This is a genomic window from Hoeflea sp. IMCC20628 (assembly GCF_001011155.1).
Lineage (GTDB): Bacteria > Pseudomonadota > Alphaproteobacteria > Rhizobiales > Rhizobiaceae > Hoeflea.
Genome location: NZ_CP011479.1, coordinates 78,614 through 95,821 on the forward strand (window position 1 = coordinate 78,614; position 17,208 = coordinate 95,821).

At 58.8% G+C, this 17,208-nt stretch carries 19 protein-coding genes; 16 read left to right on the top strand and 3 right to left on the bottom strand.

The window, feature by feature from the left end:
- The first annotated feature begins 12 nt into the window (after positions 1 to 12).
- The 6 genes from IMCC20628_RS00420 to IMCC20628_RS00445 all read left to right on the top strand — a co-directional run bounded on the left by IMCC20628_RS00420 (position 13) and on the right by IMCC20628_RS00445 (position 5,168).
- Positions 13 to 1,014, top strand: a complete 1,002-nt coding sequence (locus IMCC20628_RS00420; protein WP_047028557.1) for a Gfo/Idh/MocA family oxidoreductase — start codon at positions 13 to 15, stop codon at positions 1,012 to 1,014.
- Positions 1,014 to 1,355 (top strand): hypothetical protein, encoded by a 342-nt coding sequence (locus IMCC20628_RS00425; protein ID WP_047028558.1) that lies wholly within the window; start codon positions 1,014 to 1,016, stop codon positions 1,353 to 1,355. Before IMCC20628_RS00420 ends, IMCC20628_RS00425 begins: the two co-directional genes overlap by 1 nt.
- Positions 1,356 to 1,436: 81 nt before the next feature.
- Positions 1,437 to 2,543, top strand: coding sequence for an alanine racemase (locus tag IMCC20628_RS00430; RefSeq protein WP_245307843.1), 1,107 nt, complete (start codon positions 1,437 to 1,439; stop codon positions 2,541 to 2,543).
- Positions 2,544 to 2,629: 86 nt separating this feature from the next.
- A complete protein-coding gene (locus tag IMCC20628_RS00435; protein WP_047028559.1) occupies positions 2,630 to 2,998 on the top strand; it encodes a RidA family protein in 369 nt (122 codons plus the stop codon).
- Between the two features lie 57 nt (positions 2,999 to 3,055).
- Positions 3,056 to 3,805, top strand: coding sequence for an SDR family NAD(P)-dependent oxidoreductase (locus tag IMCC20628_RS00440; RefSeq protein ID WP_047028560.1), 750 nt, complete (start codon positions 3,056 to 3,058; stop codon positions 3,803 to 3,805).
- Positions 3,806 to 4,010: 205 nt separating this feature from the next.
- Positions 4,011 to 5,168 (top strand): iron-containing alcohol dehydrogenase, encoded by a 1,158-nt coding sequence (locus tag IMCC20628_RS00445; RefSeq protein WP_047028561.1) that lies wholly within the window; start codon positions 4,011 to 4,013, stop codon positions 5,166 to 5,168.
- A 130-nt stretch (positions 5,169 to 5,298) separates the two neighbouring features.
- Here the strand turns inward: IMCC20628_RS00445 and IMCC20628_RS00450 are convergent, their stop codons facing one another.
- A complete protein-coding gene (locus IMCC20628_RS00450) occupies positions 5,299 to 6,960 on the bottom strand; it encodes a sulfatase-like hydrolase/transferase (RefSeq protein WP_047028562.1) in 1,662 nt (553 codons plus the stop codon).
- Positions 6,961 to 7,441: 481 nt separating this feature from the next.
- Here IMCC20628_RS00450 and IMCC20628_RS00455 point away from each other — a divergent pair, with 481 nt between their 5' ends.
- From IMCC20628_RS00455 to IMCC20628_RS00470, 4 genes are all read left to right on the top strand, one after another.
- Positions 7,442 to 7,786 (top strand): DUF4286 family protein, encoded by a 345-nt coding sequence (locus IMCC20628_RS00455; RefSeq protein ID WP_047028563.1) that lies wholly within the window; start codon positions 7,442 to 7,444, stop codon positions 7,784 to 7,786.
- Between the two features lie 79 nt (positions 7,787 to 7,865).
- A complete protein-coding gene (locus IMCC20628_RS00460) occupies positions 7,866 to 8,615 on the top strand; it encodes an electron transfer flavoprotein subunit beta/FixA family protein (RefSeq protein WP_047028564.1) in 750 nt (249 codons plus the stop codon).
- 23 nt (positions 8,616 to 8,638) lie between these two features.
- Positions 8,639 to 9,568: an electron transfer flavoprotein subunit alpha/FixB family protein gene (locus IMCC20628_RS00465; RefSeq protein WP_047028565.1), complete on the top strand. Its 930-nt coding sequence runs from the start codon at positions 8,639 to 8,641 to the stop codon at positions 9,566 to 9,568.
- A 1-nt stretch (position 9,569) separates the two neighbouring features.
- Positions 9,570 to 10,790, top strand: a complete 1,221-nt coding sequence (locus IMCC20628_RS00470; protein WP_047028566.1) for a CoA transferase — start codon at positions 9,570 to 9,572, stop codon at positions 10,788 to 10,790.
- 54 nt (positions 10,791 to 10,844) lie between these two features.
- Here the strand turns inward: IMCC20628_RS00470 and IMCC20628_RS00475 are convergent, their stop codons facing one another.
- On the bottom strand, positions 10,845 to 11,156 hold the full coding sequence (locus IMCC20628_RS00475) for an NIPSNAP family protein (protein ID WP_047028567.1): 312 nt from the start codon (positions 11,154 to 11,156) through the stop codon (positions 10,845 to 10,847).
- A gap of 179 nt (positions 11,157 to 11,335) precedes the next feature.
- On the opposite strand from IMCC20628_RS00475, the gene IMCC20628_RS00480 reads away from it, so the two are divergent.
- Complete coding sequence (locus IMCC20628_RS00480; RefSeq protein WP_047028568.1) at positions 11,336 to 12,472, top strand: acyl-CoA dehydrogenase family protein; 1,137 nt, start codon at positions 11,336 to 11,338, stop codon at positions 12,470 to 12,472.
- 16 nt (positions 12,473 to 12,488) lie between these two features.
- Here the strand turns inward: IMCC20628_RS00480 and IMCC20628_RS00485 are convergent, their stop codons facing one another.
- Positions 12,489 to 13,373, bottom strand: a complete 885-nt coding sequence (locus tag IMCC20628_RS00485) for an NmrA family NAD(P)-binding protein (RefSeq protein ID WP_047028569.1) — start codon at positions 13,371 to 13,373, stop codon at positions 12,489 to 12,491.
- A gap of 98 nt (positions 13,374 to 13,471) precedes the next feature.
- On the opposite strand from IMCC20628_RS00485, the gene IMCC20628_RS00490 reads away from it, so the two are divergent.
- From IMCC20628_RS00490 to IMCC20628_RS00510, 5 genes are all read left to right on the top strand, one after another.
- Positions 13,472 to 14,401: an EamA family transporter gene (locus tag IMCC20628_RS00490; RefSeq protein WP_197078366.1), complete on the top strand. Its 930-nt coding sequence runs from the start codon at positions 13,472 to 13,474 to the stop codon at positions 14,399 to 14,401.
- Positions 14,402 to 14,548: 147 nt separating this feature from the next.
- Positions 14,549 to 15,304, top strand: coding sequence for a glucose 1-dehydrogenase (locus IMCC20628_RS00495; protein WP_047028571.1), 756 nt, complete (start codon positions 14,549 to 14,551; stop codon positions 15,302 to 15,304).
- A gap of 114 nt (positions 15,305 to 15,418) precedes the next feature.
- Positions 15,419 to 16,330 carry an SDR family oxidoreductase gene (locus IMCC20628_RS00500; RefSeq protein ID WP_047028572.1) on the top strand — a complete coding sequence of 304 codons (912 nt, stop codon included), beginning with the start codon at positions 15,419 to 15,421 and terminating at the stop codon, positions 16,328 to 16,330.
- A gap of 2 nt (positions 16,331 to 16,332) precedes the next feature.
- Positions 16,333 to 16,758: a MaoC family dehydratase N-terminal domain-containing protein gene (locus IMCC20628_RS00505; protein WP_052766233.1), complete on the top strand. Its 426-nt coding sequence runs from the start codon at positions 16,333 to 16,335 to the stop codon at positions 16,756 to 16,758.
- Complete coding sequence (locus IMCC20628_RS00510; RefSeq protein WP_052766234.1) at positions 16,755 to 17,207, top strand: MaoC family dehydratase; 453 nt, start codon at positions 16,755 to 16,757, stop codon at positions 17,205 to 17,207. The genes IMCC20628_RS00505 and IMCC20628_RS00510 overlap by 4 nt, the downstream gene beginning before the upstream one ends.
- The last annotated feature ends 1 nt before the right edge of the window (position 17,208 follow it).

A 17,208-nucleotide genomic window follows, 5' to 3' on the forward strand; every position in this document is an offset into this window, starting at 1 on the left:
AGGGAGACAATCATGGATCGTTTGCGAATTGGGATAATCGGTCTTGGCTGGTTTGGCGAGATTCATGCGGAGACCATTGCCGGTGTTGCCAATCTGGAACTGGCGGCGCTGTGCACACGCACGCCCGAAAGGCTTGCGGAGATGGGCACGAAGTTTGGCGTCAAGAAGCTCTACCGCGATTACCATGACATGCTGGCAGATCCCGACATAGACGCAGTGTCGATCTGCACCATGTGGGACCAGCATCGCGAGCCTGCAATTGCCGCGCTGAAGGCCGGCAAGCATGTGTTTCTTGAAAAGCCGATTGCATCCACCGTCGAAGACGGGCGGGCGATCACCGAGGCATCGAAAGGCGCCAAGGGCATTCTCTATATTGGCCACATCGTTCGCTTCAATCCGCGCTACCGAATGGCCAAGCAGGCCATCGACGAGGGTCGTATCGGCAAGATCGTGGCGTTGTCATCACGGCGCAACATTCCGGCTGCATGGACGCCGACCATTCTCGAAAAGATCGGTCCGATTGTCGGCGATGCCATCCACGACACCGACATCATGCTGTGGTTCACCGGCCAGCGCATCGTCTCGGCCTATGCCCAGACTGTTGATGTGCGCGGGCTCAAGCATCCCGATATAGGGCAGACAATGTACCGTTTCGCCGATGGCGCCAGCGCCACGCTGGAGACGGTTTGGTGCATGCCGGAAAAGACCCCCTTTGATATCGACGAGCGCATGTCGATCATCGGCACCGAAGGCATCATTCACGTCCAGGATACGTTCCCCAATCTCGGCATTGTCGACGGAGACAGGCTTCATTCTCCGGACACCACCTATTGGCCGATGTTCGAAGGGGTGCGTGGCGGAGCGCTGCGTGACGAGTTCACCTATTTTGCCTCCTGTGCACTGGACGGCAAGGAAGTGACCATCGGCACGCCCGAGGATGCGACTGCGGCTCTGGAAGCCACGCTTGCGGCCGAGGAATCCGCTCGGACCGGCAATGTCGTGAGGATCGGCTGATGCTGGAATATGTTTTCGACCATGTCGGCATCACCACCACCGAGCCGCAGCCCGATGAGGACTGGGTGGAAGCGAGCAAGATCTGGGTGACCAATCCGCGCAACCATCCGGAGCACATCGAGTTCCTGCGCTATCGTGAGGACAGCACCGTGCCGGCAGCGGTGCGCGACAATCCGCATGTCGCCTACCGGGTCACCGAACTGGCACCTTACCTTGAGGGAGCCGAAATCCTGATTGAGCCTTTCATTGTTGGCGATTTCCTCGAGGTTGTTTTTGTACGCAAGCACGGCATGGTGTTCGAATACATGCGCTATCTGAAAGAAGGCTGGTTCGGCAACTGACCCTGCAAAGGTAACGGGTGCGGTCCAGGCGGCCATCGCCAACCATGCCGGGCCAGCGCCAGCCAGCGAAAGGAGAACGCAGTGACAGGATTGCCTGAAATATTGCAAAACCAACTCGAATCATTGGACCGTACTCTCGACACACTGGAAACACCCGCCGTGCTGATTGATGCGGGTATCGCTGACGCTAACCTCGTGCGCTGGCAGCAGCGGTGCGATGACCTGGGCATTGCCAACCGTCCGCATATCAAGACCCACCGGAGTGTGGCCTGGGCCATGCGGCAGCTTCAGCTTGGTGCTTGTGGCATCACCGTGCAAACGGTGGGCGAGGCGGAAGTGATGGCCGATGGTGGTATCACCGACATCCTATTAACGACCAATGTGCTGGGTGCTGCCAAGCTCGAGCGGCTTGGCGCGGTGGCGGCGCGCACAAAACTTGCCGTGGTCGCCGACAGCGACGCGGTGGTTGACGCCGTTGCCCAGGCCGCACGCAATGCCGGTGCGTCGATAACCGTGCTTGTCGAGTGTGACACCGGCGGTGCCCGCTGCGGGATTGCCGATCCGTCTGCCGTTTCCGCTCTTGCGCAGCGCATTTCTGGCACTGAAGGCGTACAGTTTGGCGGCCTGATGACCTATCCGGCCGCAGGCAAACGGCTAGAGTCACAGGAAGCCTTGCAAGCTGCGATCAGCGCATGTCGATCAGCCGGGCTTCAGGTCCCCGTGGTGACATCCGGTGGCAGCCCGGACATGTGGTCCGATGAGGGGCTGGAACCGGTGACTGAATATCGCGCGGGGACCTATATCTACAATGACCGGGCCCTGCTTGCTCATGGCGCCGCTACACTTGATCAGTGCGCCATGACAGTGCTGGCGACCGTGGTCAGCCGCCCCACCGCTGACCGCGCCATTATTGACGCCGGCTCCAAGGCGTTGACCAGCGATCTGCTCGGGCTTGATGGCTACGGGCTGGTACTCGAACACCCCGAAGCAAAGCTCTATCAGCTCAACGAGGAGCATGGTTTGCTCGACGTGTCGGCCTGTGCGGTGCAGCCCGATGTGGGCGACCGCATTCATGTGCTGCCCAACCACACCTGTGTCGTCACCAATTTGTTTGACAGGCTCTATGTCGTCGCAGGCGGACAGCTTCTCGGCACATTGCCGGTTGACGCCCGCGGCAAATCCGGCTGAGCCGAGGCAATCTTCAATCAAGGCCACATGCCGCCATCGCTGGCGTTAAGCTCACTGCACAAACCCAGAAACGATAAGGCTTCACGATGACAAAAAAACAGTGTTTCGGAACTTCTCACGTGCCGCTCTCTCCTGCGGTCAGGGCGGGTGATTTCGTCTATGTGTCGGGCCAGGTTCCGGTTGACGGCAATGGCAAAATCATTGACGGCGGAGTCGGTGCGCAGACCACCAAGGTGCTTGAGAACATCTCCGCAGCGCTGGCACTGGCCGGCTGCGAACTTTCCGATGTGGTCAAGACTACTGTCTGGCTGAAGCAGGCTGAGGACTTTGCGGAATTCAATGCCGCCTATGCGCCATTTTTCAAGCAAGACCCGCCGGCCCGCTCGACTGCTGAATCGCGGCTGATGATTGACATCCTGGTTGAGATCGAAGCCATCGCTTACAAGCCTGTCTGAACCATTGCTGCCCGGTGAACGACGCGCGGTTGTGACCCACATAAAGGAAATGACGAAATGAACAGCTATGATTATTCAGGCAAGGTTGCGGTTGTTACCGGAGGCGCCAATGGCATCGGTGCTGCTGTAGCTGAGCGGATGGCCAGATCCGGTGCCCGTGTGGCGATATGGGACATGGATATTGCTACGCCGGAAGCGAAGATTACTGCAATTGCCGAGGCGAGCCGGATATTGGTTCAGGTCGATGTCAGCGATGCAGACAGTGTGGGCGCTGCATTGGCACACACCGAAAAGGAGTTCGGCAAGATTGACATCCTCGTCAACAGCGCCGGCATCGCCGGACCGACGAGCACGCTGGCCGAATATCCCTTGGAGATGTGGCGCAAGGTGCAGCAGGTCAATGTCGACGGCACGTTTTTGTGCTGCAAAGCCGTGGTGCCAGGCATGATGGCGCGCAATTTCGGCAGGATCGTCAATGTTGCGTCGGTCGCCGGCAAGGAGGGCAACCCCAACGCCTCGGCCTACTCGGCCTCAAAGGCGGCGGTGATTGCCTTGACAAAATCGCTGGGCAAAGAATTGGCAGGGCAAGATATTGCCGTCAATTGCGTCACACCCGCAACTGCCCAGACCCGGATTCTCGACCAGATGAGCGAAGAGTTCATCGCCTACATGCTGTCCAAAATTCCGCGCGGCCGGTTTGTCACGGTCGACGAAATCACCAGCATGATCATGTGGATGGCCTCTGTCGAAAACTCTTTCACCACCGGTTCGGCATTCGATCTGTCGGGCGGCCGGGCTACTTATTAGACTGACCTGATCGGGCGAGCTGCCGTTCCTTTTTGAATTGTGCGGTGCCCTTGGTTGGGGAGCGCCGCACACCGACCTGCCTTGAACTCCTTGTTTTCTGTTTGAGTCTGAGGTTCTCGCCCAAGTCTGTGGTCGACGGGAAGGCATTTGGCTATGCTCAGAAACGATACTGAAGCCGACAGATAATCCTGGAGGAAATTGCCTGATGTCTCCGTTTGTTTTCAATACCACCAAGAGCATCCAGTTCGGAGCCGGTTCGCTTGCCAGGCTGGGTGAACTGGCTCTGGCACTTATAGGCTCGCGAGTGTTCCTCGTCACCGATCCAGGAATGATGGCCACGGGTATCGTCGATCGGGCGGTGACAATTCTCAAAGCCGCCGGAATAGAGGTGACCCTGTTTTCAGAAGTTCAGGCCGACCCTCCGGAAGCCGTGATCCAGACCGCGGCCGAGATCGCCCATTTGGCCGATGTCGGCGGGGTGATCGGGCTTGGCGGCGGTTCCTCCCTCGATGTGGCCAAGCTGGTGGCGTTGCTGGCTGCTGGCAAGGAAGAGCTGAAATCGGTCTATGGTGTCGGGAATGCCAAGGGACCACGGCTGCCGCTGATTCTGGTACCGACAACGTCGGGAACCGGGTCGGAAGTGACGCCGATTTCGATCGTCACCACGGGAGCTTCGCAGAAAATGGCCGTCGTCTCGCCCGTGCTTCTGCCTGATATTGCGCTTCTTGATCCGGAGCTCACCTATGGCTTGCCGTCGCACGTGACTGCAGCCACGGGCATCGATGCCATGGTGCATGCGATCGAGGCCTATGCCTCTGCCAGCGCCAACAACAATCCGCTGTCACGCATGCTTGCCATCCAGGCGCTGAAGCTGATGGGCCCGGCGCTCTTGAGGGCAGTGCAAAATGGCGATGACGCCGATGCCCGGGCGGACATGTTGCTAGGTTCGATGCTGGCCGGGCAGGCTTTTGCCAACTCGCCGGTGGCGGCAGTTCATGCGCTGGCCTATCCGCTGGGCGGGCATTTCCATATTCCGCATGGGCTGTCCAATGCGCTGGTGCTGCCGCATGTGTTGCGCTTCAACGCGGTCACCGCCCATCAAGCCTATGTTGATCTCGCGCCGCATTTGTTTCCAGACCTGGCTTCGTTTGACGGGCAGGAGCGGGTTGCTGCATTTTGCGACAGGCTTGCTGCCCTTTCATCCGATTGCGGATTGCCGCAGACCTTGCGTGACATGAAGATCACCGAGGACTGGCTGCCGAAACTCGCCAAGGATGCGATGAACCAGACGCGTTTGCTGGTCAACAATCCGCGCCCGGTGACCGAAGCAGATGCCTTGGCGATTTACACGGCTGCGTTCTGACTCAGGCGGTGCTTGGCAACTGTCTGTGCCGTGCTTTTCCAGGCCTCGGCTGACCCGTCCGATTGGATCGGTGCCCCGGCCGCGCCAGTACCGACGCCCGGATCAGGATTCCTGTTCCGCATATCGGGACTCACTTCAGTCTGGATGCGGGCGCTCCTGCCGGAGTGAGGCTGCTGAAGGGGTTGCCGGTGGTGTCTTCGTATTCGGTTTCGTCCCAGAAGCCTATGAGGATGCCGCTTTCCGGTGTTTTGCCCTGACTTAGCAGGACCTCGGCTGTCGCTGTAATCCGTGTGTGATGCTGAAGTGACCACGACAGCAGAGCCTGTTCCAAGTTGCTGCGCACCTGTTTGTGTTCGTCTGTGCCGGACGCGCCCAGGTCCGTGAGTTCGTGCGGGTCGATCTCAAGATCAAACAGCACCGGGCGAAAACCTTCGCAGCGGATATATTTCCAGCGTCCGTCAAAGATCATGACTGTGCGTGCATCTTCCTGCGCGACCTCCAGGGCGCTGGCCATTTCGAAGCTGGAATAATCGTGTTCGCTGATGGCGTAGTAGCGTGAAAACCCATCCTTTCCATGGAGCAAAGGAGCCAGATTCCGGCCTTCGACGACGTGTGGTTTGGGCGCACAGCCCATCGCGGCCATGAAGGTGGGCGCAAGGTCGATCATCTCGATCAGAGCGTCAGAAACCGTGCCGCGTGTTGTGTCCGCCTCGGGCCGCGGGTCGGTGATGATCAGCGGAACTTTCGCCGCGACGTCATGGTAGAAATCCTTGTCGCCCATCCAGTGGTCGCCCATGTAATCGCCATGGTCCGAGGTGAACGCGATGATTGTGTTCTCGGTCAGTCCTTTTTCGTCCATCCAGGCAAACAGGCGGCCCAGATTGTCGTCCAGCTGCTTGATCAGTCCCATATAGGCCGGGATCACATGCTCGCGCACATGATCACGCGAGAAGCTACGGCAGACCCGCGCCAGCTGATAGGCGCGCAACAACGGATGGTCGGTGTCTCGCTCGGACCGGGACCTGATCGGGTCGACAATGTGCTCGGCGCCATACATGTCATGATAGGGCGCAGGCACGATATAGGGCCAATGCGGTTTGATATAGCTCAGGTGGCAGAGCCACGGTTGGTCGCTCTCCATCGCCTCGGTCATGAAGTCCATCGCCCGATTGGTCATGTAGGCAGTTTCCGAGTGTTCCTCGGGCACATTGGCCGGCAGGCGCGAATTCTTCAGCAGCCAGGCCGACATCAGTTCGCCATCCGGGTCGAGTCCGGAGTTGGCAAAGTCCTCCCACGGATTGTCGGATTTGTAGCCGAGGCTGACCAGATAATCATCATAGGCCGACCAGTGCTGGCGCGGGCTGTCAGGATGCAGACCGTCATCGCGCTCGAACGGTTCGAAACCACATTCGGACACTCGGACGCCGATTTCGCTGGCCGGGTCTATGCCAAGCCAGGCCATGCCCTCGCGATCGGCGATCATGTGGGTCTTGCCGACCAGCACTGCCCGGGCGCCGGCTTGGCGCAGATGGTCGCCAAGTGTTGGTTCACCGACGCGCAGCGGTATGCCGTTCCAGGTCGAGCCATGGCTGCGGACATAGCGGCCGGTATAGGCCGACATCCGCGAGGGGCCGCAGACCGGCGATTGCACATAAGTCCTGGTAAAACGCACGCCGCGCGCCGCCAGGGCGTCTATATGCGGGGTGTGCAGATGCGGGTGGCCGTAGCAGCTGAGATAATCGAACCGCAACTGGTCGGCCATGATCCACAAGACATTTGGCGTATCGGTCATTCCGTGGGGTCTCTTTCCAGAACTGTATCGATGAGGCGGCGCAGTATATTCTTCAACCGATCCATTGGGTCGGCAAAAGCTCTGATCTTCTCGTTTGAACATGCGTCTTTCAATGAATCACGCCGCCGTGTCGTCACCGGGTTGCTGGTTCAACGCGGCCGCTTTCAACAATTGATAATAAGTACCAGATGGACCAACAGATGGAACTGCCGCGAACAGAAATGTGCCTCCTATGTGACCTTCTGGCCGACTGCTCATTTTGTAAGGCTTGGACAAACTGGACTGGCAACGCAATAGTCATTCATGATGGCTCAGAATGAGCACCGATAACAATGCCAGACCAATGCAACTGACGCCATTTGCCGAGTTCTAGCTGCGGTAAAATCGAGCGCGGCAAATTTTGCTTGCCCTTAAATCGAACAAACGTTAGAAAAAGGCGAGAACTGCGACCCGCGCCAAGGCAGGTCCAAAGGAGGACGATATGGGTAAATACAATTTGATAGCGCTTACCAATCCTGTTGAAGGACGCGACGACGAGTTCAACGACTGGTATACGAATGAGCATCTCGATGATGTTCTCAAGCTGCCGGGGATGATGGCGGCGCAGCGGTTTTGCCTCAACGATGTGCAGCATCGCAAGGGTCCGCTGGAATGGAAGTATATGGCGGTCTATGAGATCGAGATTGATGACATCTCCGAAACGCTGAGCGCGCTCACGGCTGCAAGCGGAACAGATGCGATGAAGCTGTCACCGGCACTGTCGGACCAGCGAATGGTGTGGATCTACAAGCCGATCACCGACCGTGTCGAGCGTCCCGAATCCTGAGCCATTGGCGTATCCGCGACAATTGCCACTGGTTTGTTCCCGGTGGCGTAGGTAACACATATTACGGAAGGGCAATCCGATGAAAATTCTCGTGCCGGTCAAGCGGGTGGTTGATTACAACGTCAAGATCCGGGTGAAGTCCGATGGCAGCGGCGTCGATCTGGCCAATGTGAAGATGTCGATGAATCCGTTCGACGAGATCGCCATCGAGGAAGCGCTGCGTCTGCGGGAAGCCGGCAAGGCCACCGAAGTGATTGCCGTGTCGATCGGACCGGCCAAGGCCGAGGAAACCCTGCGCACGGCACTCGCCATGGGCGCCGACCGGGCGATTCTGGTTGAAGTCGACGGCATCGTCGAACCGCTCGCTGTTGCCAAGATCCTCAAGGTCATCGCCGCCGAGGAAAATCCGGATCTGGTGATCCTCGGCAAGCAGGCGATTGATGATGACGCCAACCAGACCGGCCAGATGCTCTCGGCATTGCTCGGCTGGAGCCAGGCCACCTTCGCCTCCAAGGTCGAAATCGGCGATGGTTCTGCCGATGTCACCCGCGAAGTCGATGGCGGGTTGCAGACCATTTCGGTCAAGCTGCCGGCCATCGTCACCACCGATCTGCGCCTCAACGAGCCGCGCTACGCCTCCTTGCCCAACATCATGAAGGCCAAGAAGAAGCCGCTCGACAAGAAGACGGCGGCTGATTACGGCGTCGACACCGCGCCGCGGCTCGAGGTGATCAAGACCGAGGAACCCGGCGGCCGCAAGGCAGGCGTCAAGGTCGCTTCGGTGGCCGAACTGGTCGACAAGCTCAAGAACGAAGCAGGCGTGCTGTAAGCGCGGGAAAGGAAGATCATACCATGGCCATTCTCATACTAGCCGAACACGACCACGCCTCGCTGTCCGATCAGACCGCCAAGGCCGTCAGCGCCGCATCCCAGATTGGCGGCGACGTGCATGTGCTTGTTGCCGGCAAGGACGCCAAACCAGCAGCCGATGCAGCAGCCAAGCTCGACGGCGTCTCCAAGGTGCTGCTGGCCGAAGGCGATGAATACGCCAACCGGCTTGCCGAACCGCTGGCCGCTCTGGTTGTCTCGCTTGCGGGCGACTACGACACGCTGATGGCGCCTGCGACAACGTCGGGCAAGAACGTCATGCCGCGGATTGCAGCGCTTCTGGATGTCATGCAGATCTCCGACATCATCGAGGTGATCTCGGTCGACACGTTCAAGCGTCCGATCTATGCCGGCAACGCGCTGCAGACCGTCAAGTCGAGCGATGCCAAGCGCGTCATCACGGTGCGCACGGCCACCTTCTCCGCTGCCGGCGAAGGCGGATCAGCCTCGGTTGAAACCATTGCATCTGCCGGCGATCCGGGCCTGTCCTCCTTCGTCAAGGATGCGATTGCCACCAGCGATCGTCCGGAACTGACCTCGGCCAAGATCATCATCTCGGGCGGACGTGCGCTTGGATCATCGGAAAAGTTCCAGAGCGTCATCCTGCCGGTGGCCGACAAGCTCGGTGCCGCCGTTGGTGCATCCCGCGCCGCGGTCGATGCGGGCTATGCGCCCAATGACTGGCAGGTCGGTCAGACCGGCAAGGTGGTTGCCCCGGATCTCTACATTGCCTGCGGAATTTCGGGCGCCATCCAGCACCTGGCCGGCATGAAGGACTCCAAGGTCATCGTCGCCATCAACAAGGACGAGGAAGCGCCGATCTTCCAGGTCGCCGACTACGGTTTGGTCGCGGATCTGTTCGAAGCACTCCCCGAACTCGAAAAGGCGCTTTGAGATGAGCCAGAACCGTGGCGCGCTTGCGGGATTGAAAGTCATCGACCTGACGCAAATGCTGGCCGGTCCCTATTGCACCATGCTTCTGGCGGACCAGGGGGCCGATGTTATCAAGATCGAGCCGATCAATGGTGATCCGACCCGCACCTTCGGACCGTTTCCCGCTGATGATACCGAGCATCATTTCGGCGGCTATTTCCAAAGCACCAACCGCAACAAGAAAAGTGTCGCCATTGATCTCAAAAGCGAGGAAGGCAAGCTGCTGTTTCGGCGACTCGCCCGCGATGCAGATGTGGTGGCCGAGAATTTCCGCGCCGGCGTGATGGATCGTCTGGGCATCGGCTATGAAATACTTGCAGCCGAAAACCCGAAACTGGTCTATGCGGCGATCCGCGGGTTCGGCGATCCGCGCACTGGCGCAAGTCCCTATGTTGACCGGCCGGCCTTTGATGTGGTGGCGCAAGCCATGGGCGGTGCGATGGGGGTGACAGGGCCCGATGCGCAGACACCGATGAAGATCGGCCCGGGTGTCGGGGACATCTTTCCAGCAGCGCTGGCCGCTTTCGGAATCATGGCTGCGTTGCGTCATGCCGAAAAGACGGGCGAGGGCCAGTTCGTCGATGTCGCCATGTATGACGGAATCGTCGCCATGTGCGAGCGCATCATTTACCAGCAATCCTACACCGGTAGATCGCCAGTGCCTGAGGGTAACCAACACCCGATCCTGTGCCCGTTCGGGACCTTTTCGGCACGCGACGGTCAGGTGACCGTCGGTTGTCCGCGGGATTCGTTCTGGGGTGAACTCACGACGATCATCGGGCGCCCGGAACTTGGGCAAGATCCGAAGTTTGCCACCAACAATGCGCGGCTCGCCCACTCAGCCGAGACGATTGCCATCGTCGAGGACTGGACCAGTGTCAGAAGCAAGTCGGAGATTGCGCTGGCGCTCGATGGACGAGTTCCGTTCGGACCGGTCAATACGGCGGAAGACATCTTCGCTGACCCGCACATGGCAGCGCGGCAGATGCTGGTTGAGGTCGAGCATCCGGGGTCGTCCAAGCCGGTCACCATCGCCTCGACCCCGGTGCGGATGACCAAGACACCGGGTGGCGTGCAGCACCGTGCGCCGCTGACCGGTGAAGATACGTTCGGCATCCTTGAATCCGCCGGCCTGACAAAAGACGAGATTGCCGATCTGAAGCAGCGCAGTATCATCGCCTGAGGCGATTGCGGCCAAGCCCGCCAGAGTTGGTGGGCTTGGCGCCGCTTGCCTGTGCTACCGAATGGGTGAGAAACTGGTTGGCTTCATGATCATCGATTCCATTTTCTGGATGTAGCCGGTGGTCTTGGGGCCAAACGCGATCCAGGCCGGTTCGGCGTAGAGCTTGGCGCGTAGTTCATCACGCTCAGCCATATCCTTGTAGCCCCACATGGTAATGACCTGATTGAGCGGGCCGATATCGGATACGAAATAGCCAAGCATATTGAGGTGTTTGGTGTGCAAGGCCAATCCTTCAGCCTCGTAGATCGCCAGAAACTCCTGGGTCTTGCCTGGATGAAGGGTGTAGGTGCGCTTTTCAATAATCATTGGCTTCTCTCCCAAAATGTTGCGAACACATGCGGTTCCGGCTGCGCAGTCTAGAGGCGAAGGCGCATCACGTCGAATAAAATCAAACGAATGTTAGAAAAAACTTACGTCAGCTTGGCTGGTGGTATAGGATCGGCGCAGTAAAATTGACCGGGTAAACGGACAGATGGAGATTGAGCATGGTTGAGCGGACATTGTTCACGGATGAGCACGAAATGTTCCGGGATTCGGTACGGCGTTTTTTCGAACGTGAACTGGCCCCCCATCACGCCCAATGGGAAAAGGACGGCCAGGTTCCGCGCTGGGCATGGACCAAGGCCGGAGAACTGGGTTTTCTCTGTGCGTCCATCCCCGAGGAGTGGGGCGGAGTCGGCGCGGATAGGCGCTATTCGATCATTCTGATGGAAGAACAGGCTCGCCTCAATCTGACCGGCCTCGGGTTCGCGCTCCATTCCGACATCGTTGCACCCTATATCCACCACTACGGGACGGAAAAGCAGAAGCTCGGATGGTTGCCGAAAATGACCAGCGGCGAATGCATCACCGGCATTGCCATGACCGAACCAGGTGGCGGATCGGATCTGCAAGCGATCAAGACGACAGCGGTGCGTGAGGGTGACGAGTATGTGATCTCGGGCCAGAAGACTTTCATCACCAACGGTCAGACCGCCGACATGTTTCTGGTTGCCTGCAAGACCGACCGTTCGGAAGGCGCGCGTGGCATCAGCCTGATTGCTGTGGAAGCGAACCGTCCGGGATTCGAACGCGGCAGGCGACTCGAGAAACTCGGCACCAAGGCGCAGGATACCTCGGAGCTGTTTTTCAACCAGGTCCGCGTTCCGGTCACCAATCTGATCGGTGAAGAGGGCAAGGGCTTCGCCTACATGATGCAGGAACTTGCCTGGGAGCGGATGCATGTCGGTATCCAGGCCGTGTCATGCTGCGAAGCTGCACTCGAATGGACCATCGAATACACCAGGGACCGGAAAGCTTTCGGCAAGTCGATCATCGATTTTCAGAACACGCGGTTCAAATTGGCCGAAATGAAGACCGAAGTGCAGGTCGGCCGGATCTTTCTGGACCGCTGTCTTGAACTGGTTCTCGAAAACAAGCTCGACACCACCACGGCGGCAATGGTCAAGCTCTGGACCAGCGAGATGCAGGGCAAGGTGCTCGATGAGTTGCTGCAATTGCACGGCGGCTATGGCTTCATGTGGGAGTATCCGATCACCCGCGCCTATGCTGATGCGCGGGTTCAGCGGATCTATGCCGGGACCAACGAGATCATGAAAGAACTGATCGGCCGTACGCTGTAGCCTCGAAATCTGCGGTTCAGCCACGCGCTGGAAGGGATGCCAGCCGTTGCTTTGCGAAATCTCGCCAGAGTACAGGGGCACGGCCGGTGATCCGGGCGACATCGTCGAATACGGCATCGGCCAGCGGCTGCGGTTCGGCCTCGAGAGCTGTTACGCCCTCTGCCAGGCCTGCGGCATAGGCGGGCTCCATGCCCTGCTTGAGAAGCAGCGGCAGAAGTTCGGCTGCGGGCCGCGGACGATATTGCACCGGCGCTCCGGTGACTTCGGTCAGCACGGATGCGAGATCGGGGAAGTTCAGGGCCTCGACAGCCAGTGAGTGGGTCTGGTTGATATGGGTGGCCGGAGACTTCAGCGCTTCGCCGGCAACCGCGGCCATGTCGTCGGACGAGATCCACGACACTTTTCTGCTTCCGATAAAGTGCACCAGCCCGTCGGGCCGGTGCATGAAGCCGTTCCAAACCGTATCCATGAAGAAATTTGGGCGAAGATGCGTCCAATCGAACCCCATCGCCTCGATCGTCCGCTCGATTACCTGATGCCAGGCGAAATGTGCATGGGTCGTGTCGTCTGGGGCTAGTGCGCCGAGATGAACGATATGACGCACACCCGCTGCCTTTGCGGCGTCGAGCAAGCGCTTGGAATGGACAATCATGTCGACGCTGTATCCGGTGGAGAGGAAAACCGCGTCGACGCCATCAAGAGCGGGCGCGAGGCTTGCCGGATCGTCATAGTCGAAATGAACCGGATGATGATTCTGGTCGCGCAACGCCATGGCGGCCTTGTCGCTGCGCGCAGCGCCGAGCAGCTCGATTCGCCCTTCGACGGCGTCATTCGACAGATAGCGCATCAGCGCGCCACCCACAGTTCCGGTGGCGCCGGTAACGAGAATGCGACGGCCCATGATCTGGTCTCCTCACGCAGACTGACAACAGCCAGCTTGACATTGCAGTAAATTCTAACGGATGTTCAAAACATAAACGAAACCGGTAATGGATGTCCATGACAGAAATACCCGCCCCCCGTCCGGCCCCCGGCCTGACGGAATATGCCCTGCTGCTTGCTCTCGGAATTACGTGGGGTACATCTTACCTGTTCACCAAGGTCGCGGTGGCTGAGGTCACCCCGTTTACGCTTGTTGCAGTCAGGACCACCATCGCCGCCGCCTTGCTCTTGCTGTTGATTGGCCTGCAGCGCGGGCGGGTTTCGCTCACGTTGCGTGACTTGGCGGCCTTCGCGCTCGTCGGGCTGGTCAGCAATGCACTGCCGCTGTCGCTGATCTCGCTTTCAGCTTCCTATGTCGACAGTTCGGTGGTCGCCACCAGCATGGCGTTGGTGCCACTCATCACCATGTGCCTGACCATGCTGAGCGGTCAGTATCCGACTCGGCGTGCCGTCCTGGGAATTGCCATAGGATTGGTGGGAATCGGTATTCTGTTCGGTCCCTCAGCGTTTCTGAGTTTTGGTGACAGTGCCAAGGGCGCGCTCTGTGCGCTTGGCGCATCGGTCGTGTTTTCCTGTTCCCTGATTGCCATGGGGCTTGTTCGTCATCACGGTTCCATGCAGGTGGCGGCGTTTTCCCTGGTTGCCGCCGCGGTCTGGTCAGTTCTGATGACGCTGGTTTTCGAAGGTTTGCCGACAGCTTTGCCAAGCCACAAGGTCATGGCGGCGGTGATCGTGCTTGCGGTGCTCAACACCGGTTGCGCCAGCTTGTTGCTGTTCGCGCTTGTCCCGCGGGCCGGCGCATTGTTCACATCCATCAACAACTATCTGGTGCCGGTGATCGCTCTGCTGTGCGGCGCGGTTTTTCTCGCAGAGCAACTGACGGCGCAGAAAATTTGGGGCGTGGCTGTTGTGTTGGCGGGCATTGCCGTGTCGACGTTCCGGCGACGTCCGGTGGCTGTACAACAGCAGACGCCACCGCCGGCATGAAAATGCGTCGAGGTGAAAATCTGTGCTTGTGGTCTTTTCGAACAAGTGTTAGTTTTTTGACGAAAGCCGGATAATGAGGCTGGCAATCGATGGCAATGCTGGCCTCAGGCAGGTCTGCGCCATCAGCGAAAACGGGAGGAGACGGCCATGCGTCGTATGGAAGGTAAGCTTGCTGTAGTGACGGGTGCTGCCAATGGCATCGGGCGTGCAAGCGCACTGCGCTTTGCCAGCGAAGGGGCCAATCTGGCGATTCTGGATCGCGAGGAGGCAGGCCTGGCAGAAACTGCCGAAAAGGCACGTGCCATGGGCGCGGAAGTACTGACGATCACTGGCGATTGCACCGATGAAGATGTGGTCGTCGATGCCTTCAAGCGGATTTATGACGAAGCTGGCTTCATTGATGTTCTGATGAACAATGTCGGCCAAAGCGCCCGGGAGCGGGCCTCCGAATTCTACCAATCCTCCTCTGATGTCTGGCGCTTCGTGCTTGATGTGTCGTTGGTGTCGACCCTGCTTTCGTCGCGTCAGGTTGTGCCGGCGATGCGTGAGGCAGGCAAGGGCAAGATCGTCAACGTGGCATCCAATGCCGGTCTGGCGGGCGAAGTGGGCATCAGCGAATATGCCGCGGCGAAAATGGGCGTGATCGGCTTTACCCGTTCACTGGCCCGCGAGCTTGCGCCCTTCAAGGTCAACGTGAATGCGGTGTGTCCTGGGGTGACCAAGACCCGGGTTCTCGATCAGATCTCGGAAGAATTCCTCGCCAAGATTCGCGAATCCATCCCGCTCGGCTTCTTTGCCGAGCCTGAGGATATTGCCGCCGCTGCGGCGTTCCTGGCGAGCGAAGATTCCCGCTACATGACTGGGCAATCGGTGGTCGTTGACGGCGGGCGCTGGATGGTTTGACCGCAGGCAGGGATGCCTTGACCGTCGTGATTGACGGCTGGGTGACTGCTTGTTATCAAGAAACCGAACAAACGTTAGAATATAACGACAGATAGTTAAAAGGTGCGAAATTCCATGACACGCATGTTGGAAAACAAGGTTGCTCTGATTACCGGCGCCGGACGCGGCATTGGGCGCGAAATGGCGCTGATGATGGCCGCGCATGGCGCAAAGGTTGTCGTCAATGATCCAGGTGTTTCATTGAAGGGTGAAGATGAAGCCGAAGACCCCGCAATCGAGGTGGTTAGCGAGATCAAGGCCGCGGGCGGCGAAGCCGTTGCCGACATGGGTAGCGTCTCTGATCCGGAAGCGGCGCGCGCCATGGTCGAGCGCGCCGTCGACACATTCGGCAAGATCGACGTTGTCGTCAATAATGCGGGTATTCTGCGCGATGTCATCTTTCACAAGATGACTTTCGATGACTGGAATTCAGTGCTGCAGGTGCATCTTTACGGCAGCTACAATGTCAGCCGCGCCGCTGCGGAGCATTACCGCAAGCAGGAGAGCGGCACCTTTGTTCACATGACTTCAACCTCGGGCCTTGTCGGCAATCCCGGGCAGGCCAACTACTCGGCAGCGAAGATGGGGATTATCGGGCTGTCGAAGTCGATTGCTCTCGACATGGCGCGATTCAACGTGCGCTCCAACTGCATCTCGCCGTTCGCCTGGAGCCGCATGGTCGGGTCGATTCCGAACACGCCCGACCAGGAAGAGCGGCTCAAGGGTCTCAAGATGCTGACACCGGACAAGATCGCACCCGTTGCGGTCTTCCTTGCCAGCGATGATTCAAAAGACGTGAACGGTCAGATTTTTGCGGTGCGCGGTAATGAGGTGTTCCTGATGAGCCAGCCTCGCCCGCTTCGCTCGGTTCATCGTTCGGAAGGCTGGACGCCGGAAACGCTGCGCGACCACATGCTGCCGACGCTGAAACCTTCGTTCATTCCGCTCGACATGTCGCGCGATGTGTTCTCCTGGACGCCGGTCTGATCATGATTGCCTATCGCCGTTATGACGAAATCGCTGTGGGGGATCAGTTCCCCACGCAACCTTTGTCCTTCACTGTGAAGGGGGAAGCCGTCGATGCGTTTCTCGATGCGACCGGAGATACCGGTGAGCGGTATCGGGACGCTGGCGAAAGCGGGGCACGGCGTGCGCCTTCCATGATCGCTTCGGTCTACCTGATCGATCTTCTCAAGGCGCGCGCAAGCCCGCCGGGAGGCATACATGCCAAGCAGTCTATCCGTTTTCATCGAGCTGTGAATGTTGGCGAGACGCTTGGTTTGCAGGCCAGCATTGTCGAGAAATATGTTCGCAAGGACCGCAATTATGCGGTTTCGGAATTTGAGGCTCGAGGCGCAAAAGGCGATCTCGTTGCCAGCGGTCTGATCACGTCGATTTGGGGGCAGGACCTATGACGACAGAAAGTGCTGCCCAGGCTGCGGTGAAGCCGTGTTTTCGGCCCGGTTTTGGGCTGCCGGTTCTCGAGCGCCACGTCACTCAGGCAGTGATTGACGCTTACGCCGAAGCTTCGGGTGATTTCAATCCGATCCATGTCGATCCTGACTACGCCGGTAAAGGTCCATACGGGCGCACTATCGCGCACGGGTTGATGACGCTGGCTTACGCCGCGCTGATGCTCAACGACTGGAGCGATGGCAAGTTTGACGAATTCGGTGAACTCGAGGTCGCTTTCGTCGGCCCGGTGTTTGCTGACGACACGGTAGAAATGACCGGGACCGTCGAGGAACTGGTCATGCGTAATGGCGAGATCAATGCCCGATGCACGATTTCGTGCCGGTGCGGTGAGCGAAAAATCCTGGTTGGAACGGTTTACCAGCCAGTCGAAAATGAAAAGGCAAGCTGAA

Coding starts and splice junctions, on each gene's coding strand:
- IMCC20628_RS00420 (WP_047028557.1), top strand. CDS start 13: ATGGATCGTTTGCGAATTGGGATAATCGGTCTTGGCTGGTTTGGCGAG.
- IMCC20628_RS00425 (WP_047028558.1), top strand. CDS start 1,014: ATGCTGGAATATGTTTTCGACCATGTCGGCATCACCACCACCGAGCCG.
- IMCC20628_RS00500 (WP_047028572.1), top strand. CDS start 15,419: ATGACACGCATGTTGGAAAACAAGGTTGCTCTGATTACCGGCGCCGGA.
- IMCC20628_RS00450 (WP_047028562.1), bottom strand. CDS start 6,960: ATGACCGATACGCCAAATGTCTTGTGGATCATGGCCGACCAGTTGCGG.
- IMCC20628_RS00460 (WP_047028564.1), top strand. CDS start 7,866: ATGAAAATTCTCGTGCCGGTCAAGCGGGTGGTTGATTACAACGTCAAG.
- IMCC20628_RS00435 (WP_047028559.1), top strand. CDS start 2,630: ATGACAAAAAAACAGTGTTTCGGAACTTCTCACGTGCCGCTCTCTCCT.
- IMCC20628_RS00470 (WP_047028566.1), top strand. CDS start 9,570: ATGAGCCAGAACCGTGGCGCGCTTGCGGGATTGAAAGTCATCGACCTG.
- IMCC20628_RS00440 (WP_047028560.1), top strand. CDS start 3,056: ATGAACAGCTATGATTATTCAGGCAAGGTTGCGGTTGTTACCGGAGGC.
- IMCC20628_RS00475 (WP_047028567.1), bottom strand. CDS start 11,156: ATGATTATTGAAAAGCGCACCTACACCCTTCATCCAGGCAAGACCCAG.
- IMCC20628_RS00485 (WP_047028569.1), bottom strand. CDS start 13,373: ATGGGCCGTCGCATTCTCGTTACCGGCGCCACCGGAACTGTGGGTGGC.
- IMCC20628_RS00490 (WP_197078366.1), top strand. CDS start 13,472: ATGACAGAAATACCCGCCCCCCGTCCGGCCCCCGGCCTGACGGAATAT.
- IMCC20628_RS00510 (WP_052766234.1), top strand. CDS start 16,755: ATGACGACAGAAAGTGCTGCCCAGGCTGCGGTGAAGCCGTGTTTTCGG.
- IMCC20628_RS00505 (WP_052766233.1), top strand. CDS start 16,333: ATGATTGCCTATCGCCGTTATGACGAAATCGCTGTGGGGGATCAGTTC.
- IMCC20628_RS00480 (WP_047028568.1), top strand. CDS start 11,336: ATGGTTGAGCGGACATTGTTCACGGATGAGCACGAAATGTTCCGGGAT.
- IMCC20628_RS00465 (WP_047028565.1), top strand. CDS start 8,639: ATGGCCATTCTCATACTAGCCGAACACGACCACGCCTCGCTGTCCGAT.
- IMCC20628_RS00445 (WP_047028561.1), top strand. CDS start 4,011: ATGTCTCCGTTTGTTTTCAATACCACCAAGAGCATCCAGTTCGGAGCC.
- IMCC20628_RS00495 (WP_047028571.1), top strand. CDS start 14,549: ATGCGTCGTATGGAAGGTAAGCTTGCTGTAGTGACGGGTGCTGCCAAT.
- IMCC20628_RS00455 (WP_047028563.1), top strand. CDS start 7,442: ATGGGTAAATACAATTTGATAGCGCTTACCAATCCTGTTGAAGGACGC.